This is a genomic window from Sorangium sp. So ce1153, from assembly GCF_051521595.1.
Classification (GTDB): domain Bacteria; phylum Myxococcota_A; class Polyangia; order Polyangiales; family Polyangiaceae; genus Sorangium.
The window spans coordinates 7678575-7704812 of record NZ_CP150361.1 but is presented as its reverse complement, the minus strand read 5'-3'; the positions used below and the strand labels follow the sequence as shown (position 1 = coordinate 7704812).

Sequence of the window (26238 nt, the reverse complement as noted above, 5' to 3'; positions counted from 1 at the left end):
AGCAAAGGAAAGAGGGCGGGCTGGATGAGCGGGAGCGCTGGGAGGCGTCAGCGCGCCGAAAACGCCGAGATGGGCCCGTCTCCTGTGCGGGCGCACCTCGCGCTGTCGTCAGACAGAGCAAAGGAAAGAGGGCGGGCTGGACGAGCGGGCTGGCGGGCGGGAGCGTGCCGGCGGGGAGCGCTAGAGAGCGAACACCGGGCCGATGGTGGGTGCGAAGACGAGGCCGAGCGTCGGCCACATCAGCATCACCTTCAGCTCGGCAGACACACCCAGGTTCGGCGTGATGCCGTAGACCACACCTCCGCCAAACCCCGAGAAGTTCCGGCCGGTGATCTGGAAAGCGTCGAGATTCTCGACGAAGCGCGTGTCCGACGGGCACCGGTTGCTGGCGATGCCGTTCTGCAGCGACCCGTCCGTCTGGCGGCGATCGCATACGTCCACCGGGACCGAGGCGTTCACCTGGGCGAGGCCGATGGGCGACAGGAACGCGTACGGGCGGAAGCCGCCCTTCTCCACAATCCGATCTCCCAGGAAGAAGTACGTGGCGCGGATCTCCCCGTGCAACGGCAGGAAGCTGAGCGCCTGGAGGTGAGGGTTCTGCTTCTCGTCACCCGTCCACGCCGGTGGCTTTTCCTCGGACGATGGCGAGCCGCCGAAGGCGAACCCGACCCGCGCTCCCAGCAGCAACGGCAGGTCCGAGAAGATCTGGCGGTCGTACGACAGCATCACGCGACCGCCCGCCGGGCTCAGGCCGCCCTTGACCCCGTTCGTTCCCGGGAGATCCGCCGGCTCACCGTAGAACTGCCGGCCGTCGCCGCCCGCATAGAAGCAGGCGTAGGCAGCGTCGCTGCCCGAGCAGACGTAATCCGTGCCGCGCACGAGGAGCAGGTCGAGCTCCCCCCAGAGGCCGATCACATTGCGGTTGCCCTTGCGCCCCGCAGCCCCGCCACCCCCGCCCTCGTCGGCCCCCTGCTCGCAGGTTCCGTTCAGGCAGACGAGCCCGGACTGGCACTCCACGGTCTCCTCGCAGGTCGCTCCCCAGGCCTTGTCCCCGCGCTTGCCCTCGGCGTCGGGGCAGCCCGGCAGGCCAGGCGGGCAGTCCTCCTTCGCGGCGCACCGCTTCGGCGGCTCCTGGCCGGGCAGCGAGGGCGCCTGCTCGATCTCGTTCTTGATGGGCACCCGGTGCGGCGCCTGCATCGAGCCAGCCGTGCCCACCGGGTCGCCCGCGTCGTCCCTCACGATCACGAAATACCGGATGTCGCCGGTCGTCGTGACATCCTCGCACGGGATCTCGGCGCCGAAGCCGTCCCCCATGCGCGTCATCTCCAGCGACTTCCACTTCGGCGAGCCGAAGGGCTTGTAACGCAGGGTCGCCTTGGACGCGTCGATCTCCTCGGGGATCTCGATGTAGACGGGCACCGGCGTGTTCACCGCCTGCTCGGCCACCGGCGTGTGCGGGACGTCGCCCGCGGCCGCCTTCTTGCCGCCGGCCTCGCCCGACGTCTCGTCGGCGCCAGGCTTCCCGGCGGCCTGCGCCTCCTTCTGGGCCTCCTTGAACGCCTGGGCCAGCTCCGGCGTCGTCAGCGCGTCGATGAGCGCCGCCTTGGGGTCGGCCTGGAGCGCCAGCACGAACTCCGCCCGGGCCTGGTCGAGCTTGTTGCCGCCGCCGTAGACCGTGCCGAGCGCGATGTGCAGCTTGCCGACGACCGGCTTCGTGCACGCGTTCTTCTCGCACCGCTTCAGGGCGTCCCGGAGCTTCTTCTCGGCCTTGTCGAACTCGACAGAGAGGTAGTCGTCGTCCATCGCCTGGTTGTGCAGCTTCATCGCCTCCGCGTCCTTTTCGCCGGCGGCGCCGGCCGCCGCCGGCGCGCCGAGGACGAACAGCGAAGTCAGAGCGAAGGCGAGACGAACGCGGCGTGAACGGCGAAAAAACACGGGTTCAAACCTCCAGGAAGTGCTGGGGACGGGCGCTTGCTTTCAGGAGAGGAGCCGCACCCGGCTCCGGGGTTGCGCGGCCGACGTCGCGCGTGGCCAGGACGCGCGGGGCGGAGCCCTCGCGACGGCCTGGCTACTGCTGCGGCGCGGCCTCGGTGCGGACGAACTGCACGCGCCGGTTCAGGGCGCGGTTCTGATCGGACGTGTTCGGCACGATCGGTTGCTCCATCCCGTACCCCTTCGACGTCAGGCGGGTCTCGTCGATCCCCTTGGCCACCAGGTACTTCTTCACGGAGGCAGCGCGCCGGTCCGACAGCTTCTTGTTGTACGCCGCGGCGCCCTTGTTGTCCGTGTGCCCCTGGATCTCGATCTTGATCTTCGGGTTCTGCTGGAGGACCTCCACCACGGCGTCGAGGATCGGGAAGCTCTCGGGCCGGATCTTGTCCTTGTCGAACTCGAAGTGGATCTGCTGGGTGATCTTGATCTCCTTCTCGGTGACGATGACAAGGCTCGGCTTCTTCGGGCAGCCCGGCTTGTCCCCGCCGACCACGCCCGGCTCGTTCGGGCACTGGTCCTCGAGATCGACCACCGTGTCCTGATCGTTGTCCGGCTCGGGGCAGCCGTCGGCGTCCTCGTAGCCGTCCGGATCCTCCGGGTCGTTCGCGCAGTTCTTCCCCGCGCTGTCCTTGTCGTTCGTGTCAAGGATGGTGTCGAGGTCGTTGTCGAGCTCGGGGCAGCCGTCCTCGTCGAGGTAGCCGTCCTTGTCCTCGGGCAGGAGCACGCAGCTGTCCTTGCTGTCGGTGAGCCCGTCGCCGTCGGTGTCCGGATCGTCCGGGCAGCCGTCGTCGTCCTGGAAGCCGTTCCAGGTCTCGGCGTCGCAGGGGCACTTCTTGTCCTGCGGATCGAGCAGCCCGTCGCCGTCGCAGTCGCCGGGCTTGGGCGGCGGCGCCTCCTCGATGAACCCGCGCTCGGCGCACTTCTGCGGCGGCGAGAGATCGTAGGCGGCGTGCGTGTTCGCCTTCGCGATGTCGAGGTGCTCCTTCGCGCGGGCGAAGAAGCCCTGATCGAGCTCGACCGCGGCGAACGAGAGGTGCGACTTCGCCATCGCCAGCTCGCGCGGCGCGCAGCGGAGCGCGCCGTTGCGCTCCGCCTGCTTCGCGATCGTGCTCAGCGCCTCGATGTCGCCGCGCATCACCGGCACCTGCGCGCACGAGAGGGCGGACCCTGCGAACGCCACGACAGCGACCATGCCAGCGCGGCGTCGCGAGGGGCGGCGCGTTCTTCGAATGCTCATCGACCAGCGCCCTCGTGCGCCTGCTTCGCCAGGGTGATCGCCTTGTCCGCGTACTCCTCCGCGACGTCGGCGAAGTCGATCGCGTCGCCGTAGTCGGCGGCCGCGGCCTCTTCCCGAGCCTTCCAGAGGTGCTCTCTCGCGGTGTAGTACTCGTACGGCGCGTACTTCGCCGCGCCGAGCGCCTCGGCTGTCTCGAGCTTGCTCGAGGCCGAGTTCGCGGTGAATGCGTAGATGGCACCGCCGCAGCCGCTGGTGAGAGCGGCCGCGAGCACCATGCCCGCGCCTGAAATCCAAGTCCCGAATCGCCGCCCGTGCGTCGTCACGATCGCGTTCTTTCTGGAGCGGGCCCCTTAGACCGTCTGCCCGGTCGTCGCGACGCTATCAAGGGCGCTCGGCGCGCGTCAACCGGCTCGGGGAAGGGAAAGGAAGGTTAGAGCTTCCGGTAGACGCCCACGACCACGCCGAGGAGCATCGCGGGCTTGAAGTCGCTCGCCCGGACCAGGATGGGCGCCATCGCGGCGTTCGCCGGCTGGAAGCGGACGTAGTCCTTTTCCGGGAAGAAATACTTCACGGTCGCCTCGTCGCCGATCAGCGCCACCACGATGTCGCCGCGCTGCGCGGTGAGCTGCCGGCGCACGAAGATGTAGTCGCCGCTGAAGATGCCGGCCTCGATCATCGAGTCGCCCGTGACGCGCAGGCCGAACACCTCGCGCCCGCCGCGCACGAGCGTCCGCTCGATCCGGACCGTATCGAGCACGTGCTCCTCGGCGAGGATCGGCAGGCCCGCGGCGATCCGGCCGACGACGGCGATCTCGACGAGGTCGTCCTCGTGGTCGTTCGCAGGGGCGTCGTTGCCGCCGCCCACGAGCGCGCCGCGCAGCTCGGCGCCGCCGCTCGCGCCGCCGCCGTCGAGGTCGCGCGGGCGGAGGGCGCGCGACTTCATGTCCTCGCGCGTGAGGTACCCCTTGCGCTCGAGCGCCCGGAGGTGATCGTTCACCCCGTTCGTCGACCGGATCCCCATGTGCGCGCCGATCTCGCGCAGCGTCGGCGGGTACCCGCGCTCGCTGATCGACTGCCGGATATAGTGAAGCACCTGCTGTTGTCGCTCGGTGAGCCCCTGCATCGGGCGGAACCTACTGAACGGTTGGGTAGATGTCAAAAAAGTGTGGAGCCCTCTCTCCACAGGGCGGAATTTGCGGCGATTTTCGCGCCCCCGACGGACGGGCCTGCCAGCTCGGCGCGCCCCCGCCGGCGGCGCGGTGAGCTGACGGGCGCGTCGAGCGTGCAGGGTGAACCGAAGGGCAGGGGAGCCCGATCAGGGCTGCTTCGCGAGGTTGTTCCGCGAGCTCATGGCCTGGCGGGGCTCGAGCATCGCCCGGATCTCGTCGGGGTCGGCGGCGGCGGCGAACGCCTCCTCCAGCGTGATCATCCGGCGCTGGTAGAGCGAGACGAGCGACTGGGCCATCGTCTGCATCCCGCTGCCGGCCTGGCCCATCTGCATCTGCGAGTAGATCTGGTGCAGCTTGTCCTCGCGGATGAGGTTCCGGATCGCCGCGTTCGGGATCATCACCTCCATCGCCATGACGCGCCCCGGGCCGTTCGCGCGCGGCAGGAGCAGCTGCGTCATCACGGCGACGAGCGTGAACGAGAGCTGCTGGCGCACCTGCGACTGCTGGTGCGGCGGGAAGACGTCGATGATGCGGTTGATCGTCGAGATCGCCGAGTTCGTGTGGAGCGTGGCGAACACGAGGTGGCCCGTCTCGGCGATCGTCAGCGCCGACTCGACGGTCTCCAGGTCGCGCATCTCGCCGACGAGCACCACGTCCGGGTCCTGACGCAGGGCATAGCGCAGGGCGTCCTTGAACGACGCGGTGTCGGAGCCGATCTCGCGCTGGTTCACGAGCGAGAGCTTGTGCGGGTGCAGGTACTCGATCGGGTCCTCGATGGTGAGGATGTGGAGCCGCTGCTCGGCGTTGATCTTGTCGATGATGCTCGCGAGCGTGGTCGTCTTGCCCGAGCCTGTCGGGCCGGTGACGAGCACGAGGCCGCGGGGCTTGGCGGTGATGTCGAGCACGACCGGCGGCAGGCCGAGCTCGTCGAAGTTCATGATCCGGAACGGGATCTGCCGGAAGGCGGCCGCGACGGCGCCGCGCTGCATGTAGATGTTCGCGCGGAAGCGGGCGAGCCCCTTCATGCCGAACGACAGGTCGAGCTCGTTGCGCTGCTCGAACGTCGCCACCTGCTCCTCGCTCAGCACCGAGTAGCAGAGCTGCTTCGTGTCGCTCGGCATGAGCGGCGGGAGCTTGAGCGGCACCACCGTGCCGTCGATGCGCAGGAGCGGCGGCGTGCCGCTCGTGATGTGCATGTCGCTCGCGCCCTTCTCCACCATCGCGCGGAGGAGCTGCTGGAGCGTGTACCGGAGGCCCTCCTGCTGTCCGACGATCTCGGTGGTCATGCGCTCAATCCCCCATCGTCACGCGGCCGACCTCCTCGGTCGTGGTGACGCCCGCGAGCACCTTCTCGATCCCGCTCATCCGGAGGGTCAGCATCCCGCCCTTGATGGCCGCGGCCTTGAGCTCGGCCGTGGACGCGCCCTGGAGGACCATCTCCTTCAGCGCGTCGGTGAAGCGCATGACCTCGTAGAGCGCGACGCGGCCCTTGTAGCCCGAGCCGTTGCACGTCTTGCAGCCCGCGCCCTTCACGAGCTCCGCGCGCGCGGCCTGCTGCTCGGTGAAGCCGAAGTCGAGGAGCACCCGCGCCTCGACGCGCATCGGGACGCGGCAGTCGGGGCAGACCTTGCGCGCGAGGCGCTGGGCGAGGACGAGGTTGACGCTGGCGGTGATGAGGAACGGCTCGACGCCCATGTTGAGGAGGCGCGAGATCGTCGCCGGCGCGTCGTTCGTGTGCAGCGTCGAGAGCACGAGGTGGCCGGTGAGCGCCGCCTTCACGGCGATCTCGGCCGTCTCGAAGTCGCGGATCTCGCCGACCATGATGATGTCCGGGTCCTGCCGGAGGAAGGAGCGCAGCGACATCGCGAAGTTCAGCCCGATCTCGTCGTGCATCTGCACCTGGTTGATGCCGTGCAGGTTGTACTCGACCGGGTCCTCGGCGGTGCTGATGTTCGAGCCGATCTGGTTGAGCTCCGAGAGCGCAGAGTAGAGCGTCGTCGTCTTGCCCGAGCCGGTCGGGCCGGTGACGAGGACCATGCCCCACGGCTGGCCGATCGCCCACTTGAAGTCCGCGAGCGGCTTCGGGTCGAAGCCGAGCTTCGCCATGTCGAGCTGGAGGTTCGACTTGTCGAGCAGGCGGAGGACGATCTTCTCGCCCCAGATCGTGGGCAGCACCGAGACGCGGAAGTCCATCTCCCGGCCCCTGCCCATCTTCAGCTTGATGCGGCCGTCCTGCGGGAGCCGGCGCTCGGCGATGTCGAGCGAGCTCATGATCTTGAGGCGGCTCGCGATCGCGTTCTTCAGCTTGATCGGCGGCTGCATCTCCTCCATCAGCACGCCGTCGACGCGGTAGCGCACCCGGAGCTTCTTCTCGTACGGCTCGACGTGGATGTCGCTCGCGCCCTTCTTGATGGCGTTCAGGAGGATCGCGTTGACGAGCCGGACCACGGGCGCGCCCTCGGCGGCCTTCTCCAGCTCGAGGACGTTCACGTCGTCGGCCTCGACCTGGAAGCCGACCTCCTCCTCCCCGAACTCGCTCAGCACCTCGTCGTAGGAGGGGCCGACGTTGTAGGCGCGCTCGATCGCCTCGGTGATGCCCGTCTCGGACGCGACGACGGGCTCGACGTTGAAGCCCGTGAGGAACTTGATGTCGTCGATCGCGTGGAGGTTCGTCGGGTCGGCCATCGCGACGACGAGCGCCGTGCCCGAGCGGGAGATCGGGATGATCTTGTGCTTCTCGCAGACCTCCCGCGAGACGAGCCGCGAGACCTCCGCGTCGATCTCGTACTCGTCGAGGGCGACGGCCGGGACGCGGTACTGCGTGGAGAGGAAGCTCGTGATCTCTCCGTCGGAGATGTACCCGAGCTTGGCGAGCGCGTAGCCGAGGTTCTGGCCTGTCTTGCGCTGCTCCTCCTGGGCTTGCCTGAGCTGCTGGAGGCTGATGAGCTTTTCGCGGACGAGCAGTTCGCCGAGGCGGTTGGTGGTCGACATCGAGGCCGCAAATCCTGCGGGCGGCGAGGAAGGGAGTCAACGCTGGCGGTTGGGGCGGGCGCGCATCAAGGGTAGGATGTCGGATGGTGAGGATGGCGGCTGCGTGAGTCTCTTTGAGTGGTTCGGGCTCAGGCGGGGGGACAGCCGACGCAGGGCGGCAGAGGCCAGGGAGCTCGCCGGCGATCTCGCGGGGGCGGTCGAGCTCTATGTCGAGGCCGGGATGCCGGACGACGCGGCCCGGGTCCTCCTGCTCCGCGCGGACGCCGAGCGGAGCGTCGAGAAGCGGATCGCGTTCTGCGCCACGGCGTCCCGCACGGCGGAGAGCCCCGAGCTCAAGCGGGCGGCGCTCGGGCGCAAGGCGCTGCTGGCGTTCGATCTGGTCCGCGCGCGGGGCGCCAGCGCGATGCGGAGCGAGGTGCTGGCGGTCGCGCGCGACCTCGAGGCGGCGGGCGAGCTCGAGCGTGCGGCGGACGCCTTCGCCCTGGTCGGCGACACCGAGGCGGAGACGCGCGTCCTCGCGGCGGCGGGCGCGATCGACCGGCTCGAGGAGCGCCTCCGCGCCTCGATGACCGCCGAGCGGGACCAGCGCGAGCTCGCCGCGGCGCTGCGGAAGATCGCGGACCTGGACCGGGTGGCCGAGCGGCGCGAGGCGATCGCGGTGGCCGAGGCGTGGCTCGGGGGGGGCCGCGACGGCGAGCGGGTGGCGGAGGCGCTGCGCGCGATCCGCGCGCGGCTCCTCACGGGGCCGCTCCTCACGCTGGATCTCGGCGGCGCCGCCCTGCGCTGCGCGCTCGGCGACGAGGTCACGATCGGCCGCGGCGAGGCGACCCTCGTCGTCGCGAGCCGCGCCGTGAGCAGGACGCACGTGCGGATCCGGCGCGGCCGGTCCGGCATCGAGGTGGAGGATCTCGGGACGCGCAACGGCACGACCCTGGCCGGCGCGCGGCTCACGGCGGCGCTGCCGGTGGGCCGCGGCGTGCAGCTGCTGCTCGGCGGGGAGGTGCCGTGCGCGATCGCGCCCGGGACCGGGCAGGGCTGCGTGGTGGAGCTCGCGGGCGAGCGCTTCGTGGCGCCCCTCGGCGACCTGCCGGTCGGGCCGTGGCGGGTCCGCCTCGATCGGGCGGGCGCGGCGGCGTTCGTCGTGCTGAAGACGCCGCCGGGGGCGCCGCCGCCGTTCCTGGGCGACTACCAGCTCGCGCCGTCCGTCGAGCTCTGCGCCGGCGACGCGATCGCCGCCGCGCGCGGGGGGACGGCGGTCTTCCGGCTGCCCGCCCCTGGCCAGGCGCCTCCGGCGCGGCACGACGGCGGCGGGGAGGGCGGGCCGGCGTGAGCCTGTGGCAGCGGCTCAAGGAGCGGCTCGGCGGCGCGGCGCCTGACGCGCCGGCAGGCGCAGGCGGCGGCGCTGCGCCGGGCGCGGACCCGGGCGGGCGCGGGGCGAGCGAGCCGCGCGCGCCGCGCTCGCCCGCGGCTCCGATCGCGCGCGGTCGCCCGACGCCCGAGGAGGGCGGCGACGATGTCGCGCGCCTGCGGAGCGCCGGCGCCCGGCAGGGGCCGTCGACGGAAGAGGTGATCGCGATCCTCCGGCGCGCGCGCGGCACGCTGCAGGAGGCCGAGGCCGTGGCGCACCTCGTCGCGGCGATGGAGGAGCGGGCGCTCCCGGACCCGGTCCGCGTGGCGTGCGCGGATCTCCTCGCGGCCCGGGGCGACGAGCAGGGCGCGCTCTCGGTGCTCGAGGGCGCCGCGACGTCGCGGGAGCGCGGGAGCGCGGCGCGCGCGCGGCCGGTGTCCTCGACCGAAGGGCTCGTCCTCGCGGCCGACCTGTACGCCTCGCTGGGGCAGCTCCCGCGCGCGATCGGCGCGATCGAGCGGGTGCTCGTCCGGGAGATCGGCGCGCCCGGCGCGCGCGAGCGCCACCAGCGCTGGCGCGCCGCGCTCGGCGCGGAGCGGCCCGCCGCGGCCCGGGTGGAGGACGTCACGTTCGTCGCGCCCTCGGCGAGCAAGACCCCGTTCCGCCTGCTCCGCGAGGTGGCGCGCGGCGGCGCCGGCGCGGTCTACGAGGCCGAGGACGAGGTGCTCGGCCGGCGCGTCGGGTTCAAGGTCTACCACGGGCGCGGCGGCGACCGGGCGCACGTCACCCGCGAGGTGCGGCTCGCCGCGGCGCTCGCGGGCCCCGGCGTCGTGCGGGTGTTCGACGCGGACCCCGACGAGGGGTGGATCGCGCTCGAGTGGATCGCGCGCGGCTCGGTGCGGGACGTGCTCCGCGCCGGCGACGCGGCGTCGCTCGCGCCGGTCGCGCGGTGGGCGCGCCCGCTCGCGCGCGCGCTCGCCCGCATCCACGAGCGCGGCTACGTCCACGCCGACGTCAAGCCGGCCAACGTGCTGCTGCGCAACCTCGGCGAGCCCGTGCTCAGCGACTTCGGGCTGGCCAGGCCGCGCGGCGCGCCGTCGGCCGGCGGCAGCCCGGGGTACGTCTCCCCGGAGCGGCTCGCCGGCCGCCCGAGCGACCCGCGCGACGATGTCTACGGCTACGGCCGCGTGCTCGAGGACGTCCTCGTGCGCCTCGAGCCGCTCGGGTGCGAGGGGCTGGCTGCCTGGAAGGAGCTGTCGCTGCGGTGCCTCGGCCCGGACGACGAGCGGCCGCCGGACGGCGCGGCGCTCGTCCGGGCCGCCTGCTGAGCACCGCGCCGGCTCAGCACGCGTCGAGGCAGCTCATGTACCGCTCGAACGCGGCCGCGTCCGTCCCGTCGAACGCGCCGCAGGGCGCCCCCGCGGCGCACTCCGAGGCGCAGCGGACGTCGCCCTCGCACGACGCCTCCTCGGCGTCGCTGCCCTCGTAGCCGCACTCTTCCGTGTGCTCCGCGGCCTCGTCGCACACGCTGCCGCAGCCCGGCGCGAGGGCGACCGCGATCGCGATCGCCGCGGCGCGAGCTCTTCCGGAGCTGCCGGGCGCTTCCGTCCACCAACGACTCCTGCCTTTGCTCATGGGTCTTCTCTCCCGGAGTGATGTCTCGTCCGGGGGACCTTACTGCGGCGGAGTTGCGCGCAGGATGCAACTCGCTTCGCTTCGGGCGCAGCCCTGGGTAGATTGCTCGCCTACATGCGGGCATGCACCGAGGAGGGGGCGATCTGATGCGCCTGGCGATCGTCGCCACGCCGAGCTTGCACCGCGATCAGCGGCCGGCCCCCGGCTCGCTCGACGGTGATCTCATCCGGGCCCGCCTCTCGCTGGACGACGCCGGCTTCCGGGTGATCGACGTCGATCCTGCCCGGGATCTCGCCGAGCAGCTCGACACGATGTTCGACGAGCTCGTGGCGACGAGGCAGACCCTGGTCGACGCGGACGAAGCTGCGCGCGACGAGGCCTCCACCCTGCTCCTCTTCTACGCCTCCAGCGCGGTCGCGCTGTCGCCGGACGGGGAGCTCTTCCTCTGCCTCGACCCCGAGAACCCCGGCATGGGCGACGCGCTGAGCGACATCGCCGCGGTGTTCCGCGATCGCGCGCGCGGGGAGGTGCTCTTCGTCCTGGAGTGCCACCACGCACCCGGGGCGGCCTCCCGCGACGTCGTCGCCGCCGCGGAGCAGGCGGTCGCGTCCACGGCGACGGGGATCGAGCTGCTCGTCGCGGCCCACCCGATCGGGTCCCTCGACGCCGATCTGCCGTCCGTGCTCACCCGCGCCTTCGTCGAGCACCTCGACGAGGCGGAGCCGGAGCGCGGGCTCACCGCGGGGGCGATCGCCGGCCGCGTGCAGGAGAGCCCCGACCTGGCCGGCGCCATCCCGTGCTTCGTGCGCGCGCGCGGGCGGGGCTCCTTCTACGTGCTCGTCCCGCGCGGCGGCGTCCCGGGAGGGACCTCGGCGGAGGAGCCCGCGGGCTCGCGGCTCGATGTCGCAGTTGAATGCGACATCGCCACCACGCCCGCGCCCGCGCCGGACGACCCGGCCGCGCAGTACCTCACGGCCGGCGACACGCTCGCCGCCGCGTGGGACCTGGAGGGGGCGCTCACGGCGTACAAGAAGGCGCTCGTGCTCGTCGGGGCCGCGCGCGACGCGCGGGCGGAGGTGTACCTGCGCATCGCGCACGCGAGGTGGCGCCAGGAGAAGCACCGCGAGGCGATCGAGGGCTTCGAGAAGGCGCTCGCGCTCGCGCCCGAGCACCGCCCCGCGCTCGAGGCGCTGGCCGAGCTCCACCTCGCCGAGCGCGATTTCGACGCGCTGCGCACCGCGGAGGAGCGGCTCCTCTCGCGTGTCGAGGGCGACGCCGACCAGTTCGGGCTCCTCGTCCAGTTCGCCGAGCGCTGGGAGATCATCGCCGGGGACGCCGACCGGGCGCGGGAGCTCCTGGAGCGGGCGCGGGAGCTCCGCGCCGACGACGCCGCTGTCCTGCGCAGCCTGGGCCGGCTCTACGAGGAGGCTGGCGACCTCGACGCCTCGCTCGACGCGCGCCGCCGCCTGATCGAGCTCGTGGAGGACCCGCGGCAGCGCGCGGCCGCGCTCCTGGAGCTCGCGCGCACGGCGATCCAGGGCGAGGCCCGCGCGACCTTGACGGAGGTGACGCGCGAGCAGGCCGGCATCGAGCTGCTCGAGCGCGCGCTGGACGCCGACCCGACGCTGCTCGATCCGCTCGCGCTCATCGCGGTCCTCCTGTCGGCGCGCCAGGAGTGGGGCGAGCTGGAGCTCGCGTACCGGCGCATGCTCGATCGGGCGCAGCGCATCGTCGATCCGCGCGTCCGGAGCGACGTCACCTGGGAGCTGTGCCGCCGCCTCGGCCTGCTCTTCCGCGACCACCTCGAGGATCCCGGCTCGGCGCTGGATGCGTTCGAGGGGGCGGTGGCCGAGCGGCCCGACGACGTCGCGGGGCGGCTCAGCGCGGCGTCGCTCGCGCGCAGCGCGGGCCGGTTCGAGCGCGCGGCCGCGCACCTCCAGGCCGCGGCGGTGCTCGAGCCGGGCAACGTCCAGGTGTTCCACGACCTGTTCGACACGTTCCAGAAGCTGCGGCGCACCGACCAGGCCTGGTCCGCCGCGAGCGTGGCCGTGTACCTCGGCGCCGCCGAGGCGCGGGAGCGCTTCCTCTTCGAGGAGCACCGGCCGGCGGGCCTCGTCCAGCCGGAGCGCGGCCTGAGCCCTTCGGCGTGGGATCTCCTGCGCGCGGCCGATCGCGATCGCGCGCTCGAGGAGGTGCTCGCGTCGGTCGCCGACGCGGCGATCCGCGCGCGGCTCGCGCAGCGAGCGCGGGAGAAGAAGCTCCCCAGGCTCGATCCGGCCGCGCGCGCGGACGCCGAGCGGAACGCGGCGGGCGTGGTGCGCCTGTTCGCGTGGGCGAGCCGGTGCCTCGGGCTCACCACGCCGGCGGTCTACCTCCGGAAGGACGCGCCGATCGCGCTCGCCGCGGTGCCGGTCGAGGATCCGAGCGTCCTCGTCGGCGGCGAGGCGCTCCGCGGTCGGACGGCCGCCGAGCTCGCGTTCCTGGTGGGCAGCCACGTCGCGTACCACGTCGGCCCGCACCGGCTGCTCCTCTATTTCCCCTCGCTCGAGGAGCTCGGCATCTGCCTGGCCGCGGCCGTCAGGCTGGCGCGCCCCTCGGAGCCTGTCCCAGCCGAGCTCGAGGGCGCGGTGCTGGGGCTGATGCCCCTGGTCGACGAGCAGCTGACGGAGGCCGAGCGCGATGCGCTGGAGGCCGCGGTGTTCGAGCTGTACGAGATCCGCGCGCCGCTCGATCTCGCCCACTGGGCGGGCTCGGTGGAGCGCTGCGCGGCCCGGGTCGGCTATCTCCTGACCGGCGAGCTCGCGATCGCGGCGTCGTCGCTTTCGCGCGCGGACGCGCCGGGCGTGCTGACGGCGGAGGAGAAGATCGGCGATCTCCTCTCGTTCAGCGTCTCGGACGCCTACCACGCCCTGCGCGACGAGCTCGGCGTGGCGATCCAGCCCTAGTCTCGACCTGGGCAGCTGTGCCCAGGTCGAGATCAGCGCTGGTGGCGCGCGCGATCGGCGCCGGCGCGCCGGCTCGTCCTCGCGCGCTCAGTCTTTGCCCTGGAGGTAGGCGAGGTACGCGTCGTGGCTCGGCGGGCGGCCGAGGAAGCGGGCGACGAGCTCTCCTGCCTCGACCCCGCCGCCCTTCGCGAGCACCTCGTCGCGGAAGGCGCGCGCGACCGCGGGGTTCATCAGGCCTTCCCGCTTGAAGCGGGTGAGCACGTCGCGCGAGAGCGACAGCGCCCACTGGTAGCCGTAGTAGCCCGCGTCGTAGGTGATGAGGTGCCCGAAGCTCGACTGGAGGTGCGTCCCCTTCACGAAGGAGAACGACTCGTTCGCGCGCTGCGCCTGCTCCACGACCAGGGTCGTGTCGAGGCCCGGGTCGCGGGTGTGGAGCTCCAGATCGATCGACGCGAGGGTGAGCTGCCGCTGCGTCGCCAGCGCCCGCCCGAAGCCGCGCGCGCGGGTCATCGCCTGGAAGAGATCGTCCGGGATCTTCTCGCCGGTCGCGTGGTGCTTCGCGAACCGATCGAGCACCTCGCGCGACCACGCCCACTCCTCGAACATCTGGCTCGGCGCCTCGACGAAGTCGCGCACCGTCGCGGTCCCCGAGTAGGAGGCGAGCTCCGAGCGCGTCAGGAGGTGGTGCAGCACGTGCCCGAACTCGTGGAAGAACGTCACCACGTCCTCGTGGGACATGAGCGCGGGCTGCGCTCCCGGCTTCGGGAAGTTGCACTCGAGCGCCGCGATCGGGGTCTGCCACGACCCATCGTCGAGCAGCTTCGCCGTGCGCACGGCGAACATCGCCGCGTGCTTGTACTTGTCAGGCCTGCTGTAGAGGTCGAGGTAGAACTTTCCGACCACCTTGCCCTCGGAGCGCACCTCGTACGCGGTCACGTCCGGGTGCCAGGCTTTGGCGGGGATCTCCTTGTACTCGACCCCGTACATCTGCGCGGTGATGTCCATGAGCCCCTGCTTCACCGCGCCAATCTCGAGGTAGTCCGAGAGCGCCTGCGAGTTGAACTGGTACCTGGATGCGCGCACCCGGTCTTCGAGGAAGTAGCGCTCCGAGGGCGGGAGCTTGTCGGTCGGCTTGCCTCCGAGCCGCACGTGCTCCTTCACCAGCTCGGCGAACTCGGCCTTGGCGGGCGCCTTCAGCGCGGTCCGGACCTGGTCGAGGAAGGCGCGCACCGCGCCGCTCGTCTTGGCCATCCGCGGCTCGATGGCGTAGTCGGCCCAGCTCTTGTAGCCGAGCATCTTGGCCTTCTCTGAGCGGAGCGCGAGGAGCCGCTCGAGCAGCTTCACGTTCCTGTCGCCGCCTCGGTTGGTGAAGAGCACGTAGAGATCGAGCGCGGCCTTGCGATCCTTCGCGTACGTGACGAACGGGAAGAAGTCGGGGTAGTCGGTGCTGATCTCGACCTTGCCGTTCGCCTTGGGTGGGTGCTTCGCCACGTACTCCTTGGGCAATCCGTCGAGGGAGGCCGGCGCGATCTCGATCGATCCGATCGACGCGGACAGGTTCGACATGAACTCCTGTCCGATGCGGGTGATCTGCTCGTTCACGTCGCGGAGGCGCTGCTGCCGGTCTGGCGGCAGCGACAGCCCGTTGCGGCGGAGGTCGCGGAGGACGTCGGAGAGGAGCCGCGCTCGCTCTCCCTTCGGTGGCTCGCCCTTCTCGGCGTACGCCTTGATGACGGCGGCGAGATCGGCGTCCAGCCACATCGCGGTCGTGAACCTGTCGACCTTCGGCTCGCAGAGCCTGGCGGCCTCTCGCACCGCGGCGTCCGGGTGCGCGACCCCCATGAGGTACGGGAACTCGCCCGCGCTGTTGACCTCGAGCACCGCGTCGTCGAACCGCCCGAGGGTCGCGGCGTAGGTGAGCTTCTCCGGCGGCGCCTCCTTGAGCGCCCTGATCGCGTCGAGGTGCACCTCCGCCGCGCGCAGGTGGTCGTCGCAGAGCTGCTTCACCCCGTCCACGGTGATCCCCTGCGCCACGGGATCGAACTCGGCGCGCGCGGGGGCATCGGGCGGCGGAGCCGTCGCCGTGGGTGAGGTCGTCCCCGAGGCCGCGCTGGCGGGCCCCGGCGGCGACGCGACCGCGCCGCGCTGGGGGCCAGCGCTGCAGGCGACGAGCAGGAGGAGCGAGAGGAGCCCACCGCGTGCGTGCGAGTTGCGGACCTTCATGGAGGTTCGGCTATATCACGGGCCGTCCGGGGGGCCCCGGCGGGGAGCCGCCTGCGGAAGCGGAGGAGGACGATCCGCGGCGCGGTCGTCGCCCCTCTCGCCGCTCCGGGGTCGTCGCCCTGCTCGCCTCTCGCCGCCGGCCCCGCCGCGTGTTCCGATGGTCGCTGGAGCCTCCGCCATGCCCCGTCCCGCGCTCAACTTCGCCCTCCTCTTCGCTCTCGCGTCGTTCGCGCTCGGTTGTTCGGGCAGCGAGCCCTGCGAGGTCGTCTGCGCCAAGAACGCCGAGTGCCAGCCCGACGGACCCGGAAAGGAGACCTGCGTCACCCTGTGCCTCGACCTGTCCGATCGCGCTTCCTATGCCGACGCGATCGAGCACCAGGCCGAATGCTACGAGGAGGAGGACTGGTCCTGCGACCAGCTCGCGACCGGCGCGTGCGACTACTCGCCGGAGGATTGAACGCGGGGGCCCTCCGCCTCATCGACGCGCGCAGCGCGACTACTCCGCCGCCATGAACGGGTAGGGGACCGCGCGCGGCGGGGCGAACGTCTCCTTCACGACCCGCGGCGAGACCCACCGCAGCAGGTTGAACAGGCTGCCCGCCTTGTCGTTCGTGCCGGACGCGCGCGCGCCGCCGAACGGCTGCTGCCCGACGACGGCGCCCGTCGGCTTGTCGTTGATGTAGAAGTTGCCCGCGGCGAAGCGGAGCGCGTCGCTCGCCGTCTCGATGAACGCCCGGTCCCGCGCGAACACCGCGCCCGTGAGGCCGTACGGCGACGTCTCGTCGCAGAGCGCGAGCGCCCTCGCCTCCTCGCCGTCGGGGTAGACCCAGACCGTGAGCACCGGGCCGAACAGCTCTTCCGTCATCAGGGGGTGGCGCGGGTCCGTCGTCTCGATCAGCGTCGGCTCGACGAACCAGCCCTCGCTCCCGTCGTGCGCGCGCCCGCCGCCGCCGCACACGAGCGAGCAAGCCGGGTCCTTCTTCGCCGCGGCGATCCGCTCCGTGAGCCGAGCGTGCGCGCGCCCGTCGATCACCGCGCCCATGAAGTTGCGGAAGTCGGCGACGTCCCCCACGCGGATCGCCTGGATGTGGCCGACGAGCCGGTCCTTGAGGGCCGGCCACAGGGAGCGGGGGATGTACGCGCGCGACGCGGCCGAGCACTTCTGTCCCTGGTACTCGTACGCTCCGCGGACGAGCGCCACCGCGAGCGCGTCGACGTCGGCGCTCGCGTGCGCGAAGACGAAGTCCTTGCCGCCGGTCTCGCCCACGATGCGCGGGTAGCTGCGGTAGCGCCCGATGTTCTCCCCGATGCGCCGCCAGATCGACTGGAAGACCGCGGTCGACCCGGTGAAGTGGATGCCGGCGAAGTCCTGGTGATCGAGGCAGGCGTTCGAGACGAGCTCGGGCGGGCCCATCACGAGGTTGATGACGCCGGGCGGGAGGCCCGCCTCGATCAGGAGCTCCATCACGAAGTGCGCGGAGTACAGCGCGTTCGCCGACGGCTTCCAGACCACGGTGTTGCCCATCAGCGCCGGGGCCGCGGACAGGTTGCCCGCGATGGCGGTGAAGTTGAACGGCGTCGCCGCGAAGACGAAGCCCTCCAGCGGGCGAGGCTCGGCGAAGTTCCAGATGCCGGGCGCGCTCGTCGGCTGCTCCGCCGCGATCCGGTGGGCGAAGTGGACGTTGTAGCGGAAGAAATCGATGAGCTCGCAAGCGGAGTCGATCTCCGCCTGGTACGCCGTCTTGCTCTGCCCGAGCATCGTCGCCGCGTTGAGCACGGGGCGATACCGGGTCGCGAGCAGCTCGGCCGCCTTGAGGAACACGGCGGCGCGTGCCGTCCACGGCGTCCTCGACCAGGCGGGGTGCGCCCGCCGGGCGGCATCGATCGCGCGTGCCACGTGCTCGGCGCCGCCCTGGTGAGCGCGGGCGAGCAGGAGGTCGCGCCGGTGCGGCGCTCGGACCTCGTCGAGCTCGCCGGTCCGGACCGCCTCGCCGTCGATCACCATCGGGATGTCGATCGTCTCCCGCGCCCGGCGCTCCAGCTCCGCCTTGAGCGCCGCGCGTTCCGGGCTGCCAGGGGCGTACGCGAGGACGGGCTCGTTCTGGGGGCTCGGTGGCGTGGCGATGGCGTCGATCATGAAGCGAGTCTAGCGGCGGAGCCGAGGGCGCGCAGCGCTCCGGCGCCGCCGCGCGTCGCCCTTTGCGGTGGCGGCGTGAGCCAGACGGCCGCGCCGGGCAGCGCGCGTCGCATTTCATGGATGCCAGGTTTCAGGAGTCCCCCACCTTGGGCGTCGCCCGCGCCGCCGCTACGATCGCGGGATGCGCGAGCTCACCACGCCGCCCGATGCGATCTTCGATCCGATCACGGGAGCGGCGCGCGTCGGCTCCTACCGCGGCGAGCTCCCCCGGGTGGATCTCGCGCAGATCGCGCCGCGGGCGCTCGACCGGGTGCTCAAGCACAAGCGGTGGACCTACGTGGCGATCGCGTCGGACGAGGTCTTCATCGCCGCCGCGGTCGTACACCTCGGCTACCTCGCGAACACGTTCGGCGTCGTCTTCGACAAGGCGGGCCGGCGGCTGCTCGTGGACCGCTCGACGATCGGACCTCCCTTCGCGGCGAGCGTGGGCGACGTGGGCGGCGAGGGCAGCTCCGCGCGCGCCTGGCTGCCCCGCGGGCGCGTGCGGATCGAGCGCCCGCGCGGGCAGGCGAGCGTCACGGTCGCCGCCGCGTTCCGCGGCCTCGAGCTCCACGCGCGGCTGGACAGCCGCGTCGCCCCGCCGGCGATCTCGGTGATCTCGGAGGCGCCAGGCGGCGTCCTGATCGCGACCGAGAAGCGGCAGCTCCTCGGCGTCGAGGGGGAGGCGTCGGTGCTCGGCCGCCGGATTGCGCTCGACGGAGCGCTCGCCAGCTACGACTACACGAGCGGCCTCATGCCGCGGCGCACGACCTGGCGCTGGGCCATCGCGCTGGGGCGCGCGCAGAGCGGCGAGCGCGTCGGCCTGAACGTGGGCGAAGGGTTCGTCGGCGACGCCGAGTGTGCGCTCTGGGTCGACGGCGATCTCTTCCCGCTCGCCGAGGGCCGGTTCACCTTCGATGCCGCGCGGCCGCTCGACCCGTGGCACGTGCGGACCGCGGACGGCTCCGTGGATCTCCGGTTCATCCCCGGCGCGGCGCACTCGAACCACACGAACCTCGGCGTGCTCGCGTCCGAGTTCCTGCAGCCGATCGGCCTCAGCTCGGGCACGGTCCGCGTCCCGGACGGGCGGGTCCTCGAGCTCCGGGACGTCCTCGGCGTGGCGGAGGACCAGGTCATCACCTGGTAGCGCTGGACGATCGCGCCGATCGCGCCGGTCGCGCCGGTCAGCCGCCGCGGCGCTCGGCGATGAGCTTGTCGAGGTCGTCCTCGGTGATGAGCTTCGTGCCGTACTTGCGCGCCTTCACCGCCTTGCTCGACGCGGACGCCACGTCGGCGAGGACGAGGTAGTTGAGCTCCTTCGTGACGCTGTTCAGCACCCGGCCGCCGTTCGACTCGACGAGGTGGGTGAGCTCGCCGCGCGGGCGCGCCGCCGCGCCGGTGAAGCAGAACGTGAGGCCCGCGAGCGGCCCCTCCGCCTCGGGCGCGACCGGCACGATGCCGCCCGCGAGCAGCCGCGCGATCTCCTCGCTGCGGGCGCGCAGCCCGCGGACGATGCTCGCGGCCTTGATCGCGCCGAGCCCCGGGATGCCGGCGAGCTCGTCCTCGCCGGCGGCGAGCAGCTTCTCGATCGTCGTGTACCCGGCCGACACGAGCAGCCGCGCGGTCTGGATCGCGAACCCCTCGATGCCGAGCGCCGCGAGGAAGACCGGCAGCGTTAGCGGGAGCCGGCTCTTCAGCTGCTCGAGGCACTTCGTGGCGCTCTTCTCGCCGCGCCGATCGAGCTCGGCGATGTCCTTCACCGTGAGCTTGTAGAGGTCGAGCGGCTCTCGCGCGAGGCCCGCGGCCACCACCTGCTCGATCAGCTTGTCGCCCCACTCGAGCGCGCCGATGGCGTCGATCCAGTTGTGGATGCGCCCTTCGATGAGGGCGCGGCACGCGGCGTTCCGGCAGAGGAGGTACTCCCCCTCGACGACGAGCGGCGCGCTGCAGACCGGGCAGAGCGATGGCGGGACCGCGACGGGGCCGCGCTTCTCGACGACCTCCTCCACATAGGGGATCACGTCGTTGCGCCGCGAGACGAGCACCTCGTCGCCCACGCCGATGCCGAGGCTCCGCACGTTCGCCGCGTTGTGCAGCGAGGCGCGCCGCACGTTGGCGCCGGCGAGCTCCACCGGCTCCACGATCGCCACCGGGGTGACGCGGCCGCTCGGCCCCGTGTCCCACTGGATCGCCACGACCGTCGTCACCTTGGCGGGCGACGCGAACTTGAAGGCGACCGCGCCGCGCGGCCGGCGGTTGACGTCGCCGAGCAGGCCCTGCACGTGGAGCGAGTCCACGTACACGACGAGCCCGTCGATCTCGTAATCCAGGCCCGCGCGGAGCTCGCTCGAGTAGCGGCGGTAGAGCGTCACGACGTCCTCGACGCTGCCGTGGGCGGTCTGCGGCGTCGCGAAGCCGAGCTCGCGCAGCCAGGCGAACCGCGCGCGGCACGTCGGGATCTCGAGGTGCTCGGCGACGTCGTAGAAGAGCACGGTGCAGTGCTCCGCCCCTTGCCCGTCGAACCGCTTGGCCGCGCCCGCGGCCATGTTGCGCGGGCTCGTCACGCCGGGGAAGTAGCGCTTCATGTCCGAGAGGCGGAGGATGATCTCGCCGCGCACGGACAGCCGGCCCCGCTCCCGGATCCTCGCGGGGACCCCCTTCATCCTCGCGACGTTCGCGGTGATCCGCTCGCCCCACTCTCCGTCGCCTCGGGTGATGGCGTCGACGAGCTTGCCGCCCTTGTAGATGACCTCGATGGAGATGCCGTCGAGCTTCTCCGCGACGAAGAGGTCCTCCGCGACGCTCGCGCCGTCGTGCCCCGACGGCCGCGCGTCGCCCTCGCCGTCGGCGTCCTTCGCGAGGATCTCGTCGCAGCGCGCGACCCAGGCCCGGAGCTCGTCCTCGGAGACGACCTTGTTGAGCGAGCCCATCGGGATCTCGTGGCGCGCCTTCTCCCACTCCGTGATCAGGGAGGCCGAGCCGACCCGGGCGAGCACCGGATGCGCGGGATCGAGGGCGCGGAGCTCGTCCTCGAGCGCGTCGAACGCCGCGTCCGAGATCTCGGGGTGCCCTGCGTAGTAGCTCGCCCTGTACTTCTCGATGCGATCGGCGAGCTCATCGATCCTCGCCTTGTGCTTCGGATCCGTGGCCAGCCCGCCCTGCAGCGCGCTGCGCGCTCCAGCCTCGTCGTGGTGTCCCTGCGTCATCGTTTGCCTCGGCTCACTCCTCGGCTCACTCCAGCTCCGTGTCGCCGTCGCGCCGGGCGGCGGCGAGGAGGTCCCCCATGCCCATCGCGAGCTCGGCCGGGAGCTCGTCATCCCGGAAGAGCCTCGCCTCCCGGATCTCGAGCGGGTTCTGGGGTGGGCGCGTCGGCGCGCCGATCCGCGCTGCGACGACGACGGTCACCGCGTGGAAGCGGATGTCGCGATCGGGGCGCGAGTACACGCCCACGACCCGCCCGACCTCGACCTCGGTGACGCCCGCCTCCTCGGCGAGCTCCCGGACCATTGTGTCGCGGAGCGTCTCGCCCCACTCCAGGGTCCCCCCCGGGAGCGCCCACGTCCCCGTGTCGCTGCGTCGGACCAGCAGCCACCGGCCATCTGCTGTCTGCGCGGCGGCGGCGATCCCGACGACGGGCCGTCGGAGCAACGCGCGCGCGACCTCCTTGGCCAGGGCGAGCACGGAGCGCGGCAACATCGTGAGGGGAGCGATTTCCATGAGAATTTTCGCGATCTGTCTGTAAAGCATAGAAGCGATCGGGGACCGCCGGGAGAGGGTTCCGCGCGAGCCTGGCCGTTCTTGCCGGTGGCGAGGAGCTTCGCGGCTCGGCGCTCGGCCCCGGGGGATGGGCAGGCTACGCTCGTCCATCATGTCACTCGTCTGGCGGGCGATGCGCGCTGCTGTCGGTTCGTACGGCCGCGCCGCCTTCTGCGGCGTTGCGGCGTGGGGCGCGGCGATCGCGATCGCGTCGCTCTCTAGCTGCACCGAGGACCGGCTCCCGCCGCCGCGCCCTCAGGCCGGCACGTCGACAGGCGCGGGCGGCTCGGTGGGCGCGCCGCCGGACGCGGGCATCGACGATGCGCCTGGACCGGCGAACCTCTGCGAGTGCGTCGCGGCGTACGGAGGCGAGGCCGGCCGATGTGGCGATTGCTTCAACGAGCACGCGTCCCGCGGCGGGCGCTGCGAGGCGCAGCTCTCCGCGTGCGACGGGGAGCCCGGGTGCAGGCAGATCAGCCTGTGCCTGAAGGACTGCGGTCGCGACAAGGGTTGCCAGACGGCGTGCGTGTTCCCTGACGATGCGAGCGCCGCGCAGGGAGCCTTCCAGCAGGTGCTCGCCTGCGTGTGCGACGCGTGCGGCGCGCGGTGCGCCTACCACGGCGGGCCGCTCGAGTGCGCGGAGCCCGCCGTCGCGGTGGATGGCGGTGAGGAGACCGCGGATGGCGGCGGTGCCGCGGGAGCCGGCGGTGCCGCGGGAGCCGGTGGTGCTGCGGGAGCCGGCGGTGCTGCGGGAGCCGGCGGTGCTGCGGGAGCCGGCGGTGCCGCGGGAGCCGGCGGTGCCGCGGGAGCCGGCGGTGCCGCGGGCCCTGGTGACGCTGCGAGCGCGTCCGGAGATCGAGGAATCCGGTGAGCTCCGCGCGTTTCTCGGCGCGCGGCCCACGCCGGTGCGGCGTGCGGTAGGCTTGCCGCATGCAGAAACCGGTCATCTGGGCGGCCCTCCAGCTTTCCAGCCAGGAGGACGTGAGCGCGAACCTGGCACAGGTGGAGGCGCGCATCGCGGAGGCGTCGAGCCGCGGGGCAACCACGGTCGTGCTCCCCGAGAACTTCGCCTACATGGGCAGCGAGGAGGGGAAGCGCAACATCGCCGAGGATCTCGATGCCGACGGCGGTCCGATCGCGCGCCGCCTCGCCGGCGCGGCGCACTCTTCCCGCGTGACGATCGTGGCCGGCGGCTTCCCCGAGCGCGCGCACGACCCGGCGCGGCCGTACAACACCTGCGCGGTCTTCGGTCCCGACGGCCGGCTCACCGCCCGCTACAGGAAGATCCACCTGTTCGACGTCGAGATCGCCGACGGAACGAAGTACCGCGAGTCCGCGTCGACGACCGCCGGCGAGCGCCCCGTCGTCACCGAGGTCGACGGCGTGAAGCTCGGGCTGTCCATCTGCTACGACGTCCGGTTCCCCGAGCTCTACCGCGCGCTCTCATCGGCAGGCGCGGAGGCCATCGTCGTCCCCGCGGCGTTCACGCTGCTCACCGGCAAGGACCACTGGCTGGTCCTGCTCCGCGCGCGCGCCATCGAGGCCCAGGCGTACGTGGTGGCCGCCGCGCAGTGGGGCAAGCACCCCGGCGGGCGAGCGACATTCGGGAAATCGTGTGTAATCGACCCGTGGGGCGAGGTGATCGCCCAGGCGTCGGAAGGGGAGGGGATCGCGATGGCGACGCTCGATCCCGCCTATCTGGATCGGGTCAGGGCGAATCTACCCTCGCTCAAGCACAGGCGACTCTGATCTTGATGTCATGGTGGTAGGGAATTTGTCCCACATCCGTGGGGGTGCTTGCGCCGTCGGCCGCTGGTGCGACCGGCCTCTGCCGTGAGCTCACTCGGCCGAGGCGTCGCTCATCTCAGCCTCGCCAGCCGGGGGCAGCACGCCCCCGCGCTTGGAAAGGAGCGCCCGTAGCTCCGCGGGCCTGCGGAAGCCGATACGGCGGGCGACCTCCCCCTCGGTCAGCCCTTCACGCAGGAGCGCGCGGGCACGCTCCGCGCGCACCTCATCGTAGTAGACGTGCGGCGATAAGCCGAAGGCGGCACGGAAGAGCCGCGCGAAGTGAAACTCGGACAGATCGAGGTCCAGCGCGACCTCGTACGAGCGGATCCTCTGGCCTGCTTCCGCGGCGCTGCGGATGCGATCGCGGCCGAGCAGGAGCCGCTCCGAGGTGCTGCGCGGCAGCGGAGCTGCCGGACGCGGCGGGGGCGAGGAGCGCGAGACAGCCGTGGTCGCGGGGCGCTCACGCGGCAGCTGCGCGCCGTAGATCGGCGCTGCGGCGCGAGGCGCAGCGAGCGACGTGGGCCGCGAGGCCGCAGCGCCGTTCGGGGCTGCGACCGGAGTGGCCGGGACCGACAGGGAGCGTGCGGCCGGCGTGCTGTGAGACGAGGAGGGTGCGAGCGGAGTCGAGATGGGAAGCGCAGTCGTCACGAGTACCTCTCCAGCGGTGAAAGGGCGATGTGCCGCGGTCATCGCGGCCACCGGTGTGGCGTACTGCAACCGGTAGGCCGCAAGCGGACGCAGCGCTCGTGGCTCAGCCGAGTCGGCGCCCCTCAGCGCAAAAGGCAGGGATTTCTCGTCAACCTGCGCGCGATGTCATACGGGGTGTGGCCTGCCGTTCACGTGACACACGCGCCCGGGATCACTTGTGCCTGGCACAACGTGCCTTCGCGGCGAGAACGCCGTCGCGAAGGCGTGGCACGCGACATCGCCGCGGCGCTTTTGTGGTTGTCAGGTGATGAATATTCGCGGGCGTCTCGGCATCTAACGAACGCCGCGCGAGGCGCGGAGTCACCGCGATCTCGGGAGCGGGCCGTCGATGCTCAGACGTCGATCTCGGCGTTCGGCGCGCGCTCCATGATGAAGCGGAATCGCGCCTGGGCGTCCTTGCCCATCAGCTCGTTGAGGATGCGATCGGTCTCGATCTCTCCCTCGATCACGATGCGCAGCGCGCGCCGTCGGCGGATGTCGAGCGTCGTCGCCTTGAGGTCCTCCGCGGGCATCTCGCCGAGACCCTTGAACCGCGAGATGTCCGCCTTGGCCGTCTTGGGGAGCTTCGCGAGGACCCGGTCGCGCTCTGCATCGTCGAGCGCCCAGTGAGTCTCCTTGCCGACATCAATCCGGTAGAGCGGCGGCTGCGCCAGGAACACGTGCCCGCCGCGGAGCAGGCCGGGCAAATGTCGGTAGAAGAAGGTCAGCAGCAGCGTCGCGATGTGCTGTCCGTCGCTGTCGGCGTCCATCAGCAGAAAAATCCTGCCGTAGCGCAACTTGGAAGCGTCGAAGTCCTTTCCGAAGCCGCAGCCGAGCGCGCTCACGATGTCCTGGAGCTCCTTGTTGCCGAGCACCTTCGAAGTGGAGGCCTGCTCCGCATTGAGCACCTTGCCGCGCAGCGGGAGGATCGCCTGGGTACGGCGGTCCCGGCCCTGCTTGGCGGAGCCTCCGGCGCTGTCTCCCTCGACGATGAAGAGCTCGCTCTCGCTCGGATCGGTCGAGGCGCAGTCCGCGAGCTTGCCTGGCAGGTTGAGCCGGTGGGAGACGGGTGTCTTGCGCAGGACCTGCTGCGTCGCCTCGCGCCGCGCTTCCCGGGCGCGCGCCGCCAGGATGGCGCGCGCCACGATCGACTCGCCGGCCGTGCCGTTGTGCAGCAGCCACTGCTCGAGCGCCGGCCGGACCATGCCCTCGACCGCCGGTCCTGCCTCTGGATTGTTGAGCCGATCCTTCGTCTGCCCCTGGAACTGGGGTTCCTGGATGTAGATCGACAGTAGACCCACGATCCCCTCGCGGATGTCGTCTGCCGTCAGCGTCACCCCCTTCGGCTGGATCTTCTTCGCTTCCATGAAGGCACGGACCGCCTTCACGATCGCGGCACCGAAGCCGGACTCGTGCGAGCCGCCCGCGTGCGTGGGGATGCCGTTGACGTACGACTTCACGTACTCGTCGGTCGACTCCGTCCACTGGAGCGCGGTCTCCAGCCGGATCTCGCCCTCGCGCGCGACGTGGAAGATGGACGGGTGGGTCACCGCCTTGCCGCGCTGGGCGACCAGCTTCGGCAGGAAGTCCGCGATGCCGTTCGGGTGGAGGAGCTCGATCGACTCCCCGGACGAGAGATCGCGGAACGCGATCGCCAGCCCTCCGTGAAGATAGGCCTTGGCCTCCAGGCGCTCGCGGATTGTCTCCGAGTCGAAGCGCCGGCCCTGCCCGAAGATCTCCGGATCTGGCCGGAAATGGATGCTCGTGCCGTGCTTGCGGGTGGGCGCGCCCTTCCTGAGCTTGCTGGTCGGCGCGCCGCGCGAGAACGTCTGCTGGTGCTCGAACCCGTCGCGCAGCACCCGGACCTCGACGAGCTCCGAGAGCGCGTTGACGACGCTCGAGCCGACGCCGTGGAGGCCGCCGGAGACCTTGTAGTTGTCGCTCCCGAACTTCCCGCCCGCGTGCAGCGTGCACAGGATGAGCTCGAGCGCGGGGCGCTTGTACCGGGGGTGCACGTCGACAGGGAAGCCGCGGCCGTCGTCGGTCACGGTCACGCCCTGGAGGTCGGCGTCGAGCGTCACCTCGATCCGCTTCGCGTGCCCGTTGATCGCCTCGTCGACGGCGTTGTCGACGATCTCCCAGAGCAGGTGGTGGTAGCCCCTGGCGTCGGTGCCGCCGATGTACATGGCGGGGCGCTTGCGGACGGGCTCCAGCCCCTCGAGCACCTCGATGTCAGCAGCCGTGTAACGTGCGCCGGACGCGGCGCGGACCGGGGGATTCGTGGCGGCCAT

At 71.8% G+C, this 26238-nt stretch carries 20 protein-coding genes; 7 read left to right on the top strand and 13 right to left on the bottom strand.

The window, feature by feature from the left end; translation table 11 throughout:
• Nucleotides 1–180: 180 nt before the first annotated feature.
• The 6 genes from WME85_RS27740 to pilB form a co-directional block, all read right to left on the bottom strand.
• A complete protein-coding gene (locus WME85_RS27740; RefSeq protein WP_437825380.1) occupies nt 181–1824 on the bottom strand; it encodes a tetratricopeptide repeat protein in 1644 nt (547 codons plus the stop codon).
• Nucleotides 1825–2068: 244 nt separating this feature from the next.
• Complete coding sequence (locus WME85_RS27735) at nt 2069–3229, bottom strand: OmpA family protein (protein ID WP_437825378.1); 1161 nt, start codon at nt 3227–3229, stop codon at nt 2069–2071.
• Nucleotides 3226–3504: a DUF4398 domain-containing protein gene (locus tag WME85_RS27730; RefSeq protein ID WP_437302040.1), complete on the bottom strand. Its 279-nt coding sequence runs from the start codon at nt 3502–3504 to the stop codon at nt 3226–3228. The genes WME85_RS27735 and WME85_RS27730 overlap by 4 nt, the downstream gene beginning before the upstream one ends.
• Nucleotides 3505–3659: 155 nt before the next feature.
• Nucleotides 3660–4352 carry a transcriptional repressor LexA gene (gene lexA / locus WME85_RS27725; RefSeq protein ID WP_437825376.1) on the bottom strand — a complete coding sequence of 231 codons (693 nt, stop codon included), beginning with the start codon at nt 4350–4352 and terminating at the stop codon, nt 3660–3662.
• Nucleotides 4353–4544: 192 nt separating this feature from the next.
• On the bottom strand, nt 4545–5684 hold the full coding sequence (locus WME85_RS27720; protein WP_437302038.1) for a type IV pilus twitching motility protein PilT: 1140 nt from the start codon (nt 5682–5684) through the stop codon (nt 4545–4547).
• A 4-nt stretch (nt 5685–5688) separates the two neighbouring features.
• Nucleotides 5689–7389, bottom strand: coding sequence for a GspE/PulE family protein (pilB, locus tag WME85_RS27715; protein WP_437302037.1), 1701 nt, complete (start codon nt 7387–7389; stop codon nt 5689–5691).
• Nucleotides 7390–7492: 103 nt separating this feature from the next.
• Between pilB and WME85_RS27710 the strand changes: the two genes are divergently transcribed.
• On the top strand, nt 7493–8719 hold the full coding sequence (locus WME85_RS27710) for an FHA domain-containing protein (RefSeq protein ID WP_437825373.1): 1227 nt from the start codon (nt 7493–7495) through the stop codon (nt 8717–8719).
• On the top strand, nt 8716–10065 hold the full coding sequence (locus tag WME85_RS27705; RefSeq protein ID WP_437825371.1) for a serine/threonine-protein kinase: 1350 nt from the start codon (nt 8716–8718) through the stop codon (nt 10063–10065). The genes WME85_RS27710 and WME85_RS27705 overlap by 4 nt, the downstream gene beginning before the upstream one ends.
• Nucleotides 10066–10078: 13 nt before the next feature.
• Here the strand turns inward: WME85_RS27705 and WME85_RS27700 are convergent, their stop codons facing one another.
• Nucleotides 10079–10372 carry a hypothetical protein gene (locus WME85_RS27700; RefSeq protein ID WP_437825370.1) on the bottom strand — a complete coding sequence of 98 codons (294 nt, stop codon included), beginning with the start codon at nt 10370–10372 and terminating at the stop codon, nt 10079–10081.
• Between the two features lie 146 nt (nt 10373–10518).
• Here WME85_RS27700 and WME85_RS27695 point away from each other — a divergent pair, with 146 nt between their 5' ends.
• Nucleotides 10519–13317 carry a tetratricopeptide repeat protein gene (locus WME85_RS27695; protein WP_437825368.1) on the top strand — a complete coding sequence of 933 codons (2799 nt, stop codon included), beginning with the start codon at nt 10519–10521 and terminating at the stop codon, nt 13315–13317.
• Between the two features lie 87 nt (nt 13318–13404).
• Here WME85_RS27695 and WME85_RS27690 read toward each other — a convergent pair whose 3' ends face one another.
• A complete protein-coding gene (locus WME85_RS27690; protein ID WP_437825366.1) occupies nt 13405–15540 on the bottom strand; it encodes a M3 family metallopeptidase in 2136 nt (711 codons plus the stop codon).
• A gap of 178 nt (nt 15541–15718) precedes the next feature.
• Here WME85_RS27690 and WME85_RS27685 point away from each other — a divergent pair, with 178 nt between their 5' ends.
• A complete protein-coding gene (locus tag WME85_RS27685; protein ID WP_437825364.1) occupies nt 15719–15997 on the top strand; it encodes a hypothetical protein in 279 nt (92 codons plus the stop codon).
• Nucleotides 15998–16036: 39 nt separating this feature from the next.
• Here the strand turns inward: WME85_RS27685 and pruA are convergent, their stop codons facing one another.
• Nucleotides 16037–17677, bottom strand: coding sequence for an L-glutamate gamma-semialdehyde dehydrogenase (gene pruA, locus WME85_RS27680; RefSeq protein ID WP_437825362.1), 1641 nt, complete (start codon nt 17675–17677; stop codon nt 16037–16039).
• A 181-nt stretch (nt 17678–17858) separates the two neighbouring features.
• Here pruA and WME85_RS27675 point away from each other — a divergent pair, with 181 nt between their 5' ends.
• On the top strand, nt 17859–18863 hold the full coding sequence (locus WME85_RS27675; RefSeq protein ID WP_437825360.1) for a DUF2804 domain-containing protein: 1005 nt from the start codon (nt 17859–17861) through the stop codon (nt 18861–18863).
• 37 nt (nt 18864–18900) lie between these two features.
• Here WME85_RS27675 and ligA read toward each other — a convergent pair whose 3' ends face one another.
• A complete protein-coding gene (gene ligA / locus WME85_RS27670; RefSeq protein ID WP_437825358.1) occupies nt 18901–20922 on the bottom strand; it encodes an NAD-dependent DNA ligase LigA in 2022 nt (673 codons plus the stop codon).
• A 25-nt stretch (nt 20923–20947) separates the two neighbouring features.
• Nucleotides 20948–21433 (bottom strand): NUDIX hydrolase, encoded by a 486-nt coding sequence (locus WME85_RS27665; RefSeq protein WP_437825357.1) that lies wholly within the window; start codon nt 21431–21433, stop codon nt 20948–20950.
• Nucleotides 21434–21584: 151 nt separating this feature from the next.
• Here WME85_RS27665 and WME85_RS27660 point away from each other — a divergent pair, with 151 nt between their 5' ends.
• Together WME85_RS27660 and WME85_RS27655 are read left to right on the top strand one after the other, a co-directional pair.
• A complete protein-coding gene (locus WME85_RS27660; RefSeq protein ID WP_437825356.1) occupies nt 21585–22343 on the top strand; it encodes a hypothetical protein in 759 nt (252 codons plus the stop codon).
• Nucleotides 22344–22402: 59 nt separating this feature from the next.
• On the top strand, nt 22403–23221 hold the full coding sequence (locus WME85_RS27655; protein ID WP_437825355.1) for a carbon-nitrogen hydrolase family protein: 819 nt from the start codon (nt 22403–22405) through the stop codon (nt 23219–23221).
• A 90-nt stretch (nt 23222–23311) separates the two neighbouring features.
• Here WME85_RS27655 and WME85_RS27650 read toward each other — a convergent pair whose 3' ends face one another.
• Nucleotides 23312–23908 carry a helix-turn-helix domain-containing protein gene (locus tag WME85_RS27650; protein WP_437825354.1) on the bottom strand — a complete coding sequence of 199 codons (597 nt, stop codon included), beginning with the start codon at nt 23906–23908 and terminating at the stop codon, nt 23312–23314.
• A gap of 392 nt (nt 23909–24300) precedes the next feature.
• Nucleotides 24301–26238, bottom strand: coding sequence for a DNA gyrase/topoisomerase IV subunit B (locus WME85_RS27645; protein ID WP_437825353.1), 1938 nt, complete (start codon nt 26236–26238; stop codon nt 24301–24303).

Excerpts from the sequence above, each read along its gene's own strand:
- WME85_RS27740 (WP_437825380.1), bottom strand. The coding sequence starts at position 1,824 with ATGAAGCTGCACAACCAGGCGATGGACGACGACTACCTCTCTGTCGAG.
- WME85_RS27735 (WP_437825378.1), bottom strand. The coding sequence starts at position 3,229 with ATGAGCATTCGAAGAACGCGCCGCCCCTCGCGACGCCGCGCTGGCATG.
- WME85_RS27730 (WP_437302040.1), bottom strand. The coding sequence starts at position 3,504 with ATGGTGCTCGCGGCCGCTCTCACCAGCGGCTGCGGCGGTGCCATCTAC.
- lexA (WP_437825376.1), bottom strand. The coding sequence starts at position 4,352 with ATGCAGGGGCTCACCGAGCGACAACAGCAGGTGCTTCACTATATCCGG.
- WME85_RS27720 (WP_437302038.1), bottom strand. The coding sequence starts at position 5,684 with ATGACCACCGAGATCGTCGGACAGCAGGAGGGCCTCCGGTACACGCTC.
- pilB (WP_437302037.1), bottom strand. The coding sequence starts at position 7,389 with ATGTCGACCACCAACCGCCTCGGCGAACTGCTCGTCCGCGAAAAGCTC.
- WME85_RS27700 (WP_437825370.1), bottom strand. The coding sequence starts at position 10,372 with ATGAGCAAAGGCAGGAGTCGTTGGTGGACGGAAGCGCCCGGCAGCTCC.
- WME85_RS27695 (WP_437825368.1), top strand. The coding sequence starts at position 10,519 with ATGCGCCTGGCGATCGTCGCCACGCCGAGCTTGCACCGCGATCAGCGG.
- WME85_RS27690 (WP_437825366.1), bottom strand. The coding sequence starts at position 15,540 with ATGAAGGTCCGCAACTCGCACGCACGCGGTGGGCTCCTCTCGCTCCTC.
- WME85_RS27685 (WP_437825364.1), top strand. The coding sequence starts at position 15,719 with ATGCCCCGTCCCGCGCTCAACTTCGCCCTCCTCTTCGCTCTCGCGTCG.
- pruA (WP_437825362.1), bottom strand. The coding sequence starts at position 17,677 with ATGATCGACGCCATCGCCACGCCACCGAGCCCCCAGAACGAGCCCGTC.
- WME85_RS27675 (WP_437825360.1), top strand. The coding sequence starts at position 17,859 with ATGCGCGAGCTCACCACGCCGCCCGATGCGATCTTCGATCCGATCACG.
- ligA (WP_437825358.1), bottom strand. The coding sequence starts at position 20,922 with ATGACGCAGGGACACCACGACGAGGCTGGAGCGCGCAGCGCGCTGCAG.
- WME85_RS27665 (WP_437825357.1), bottom strand. The coding sequence starts at position 21,433 with ATGGAAATCGCTCCCCTCACGATGTTGCCGCGCTCCGTGCTCGCCCTG.
- WME85_RS27660 (WP_437825356.1), top strand. The coding sequence starts at position 21,585 with ATGTCACTCGTCTGGCGGGCGATGCGCGCTGCTGTCGGTTCGTACGGC.
- WME85_RS27655 (WP_437825355.1), top strand. The coding sequence starts at position 22,403 with ATGCAGAAACCGGTCATCTGGGCGGCCCTCCAGCTTTCCAGCCAGGAG.
- WME85_RS27645 (WP_437825353.1), bottom strand. The coding sequence starts at position 26,238 with ATGGCCGCCACGAATCCCCCGGTCCGCGCCGCGTCCGGCGCACGTTAC.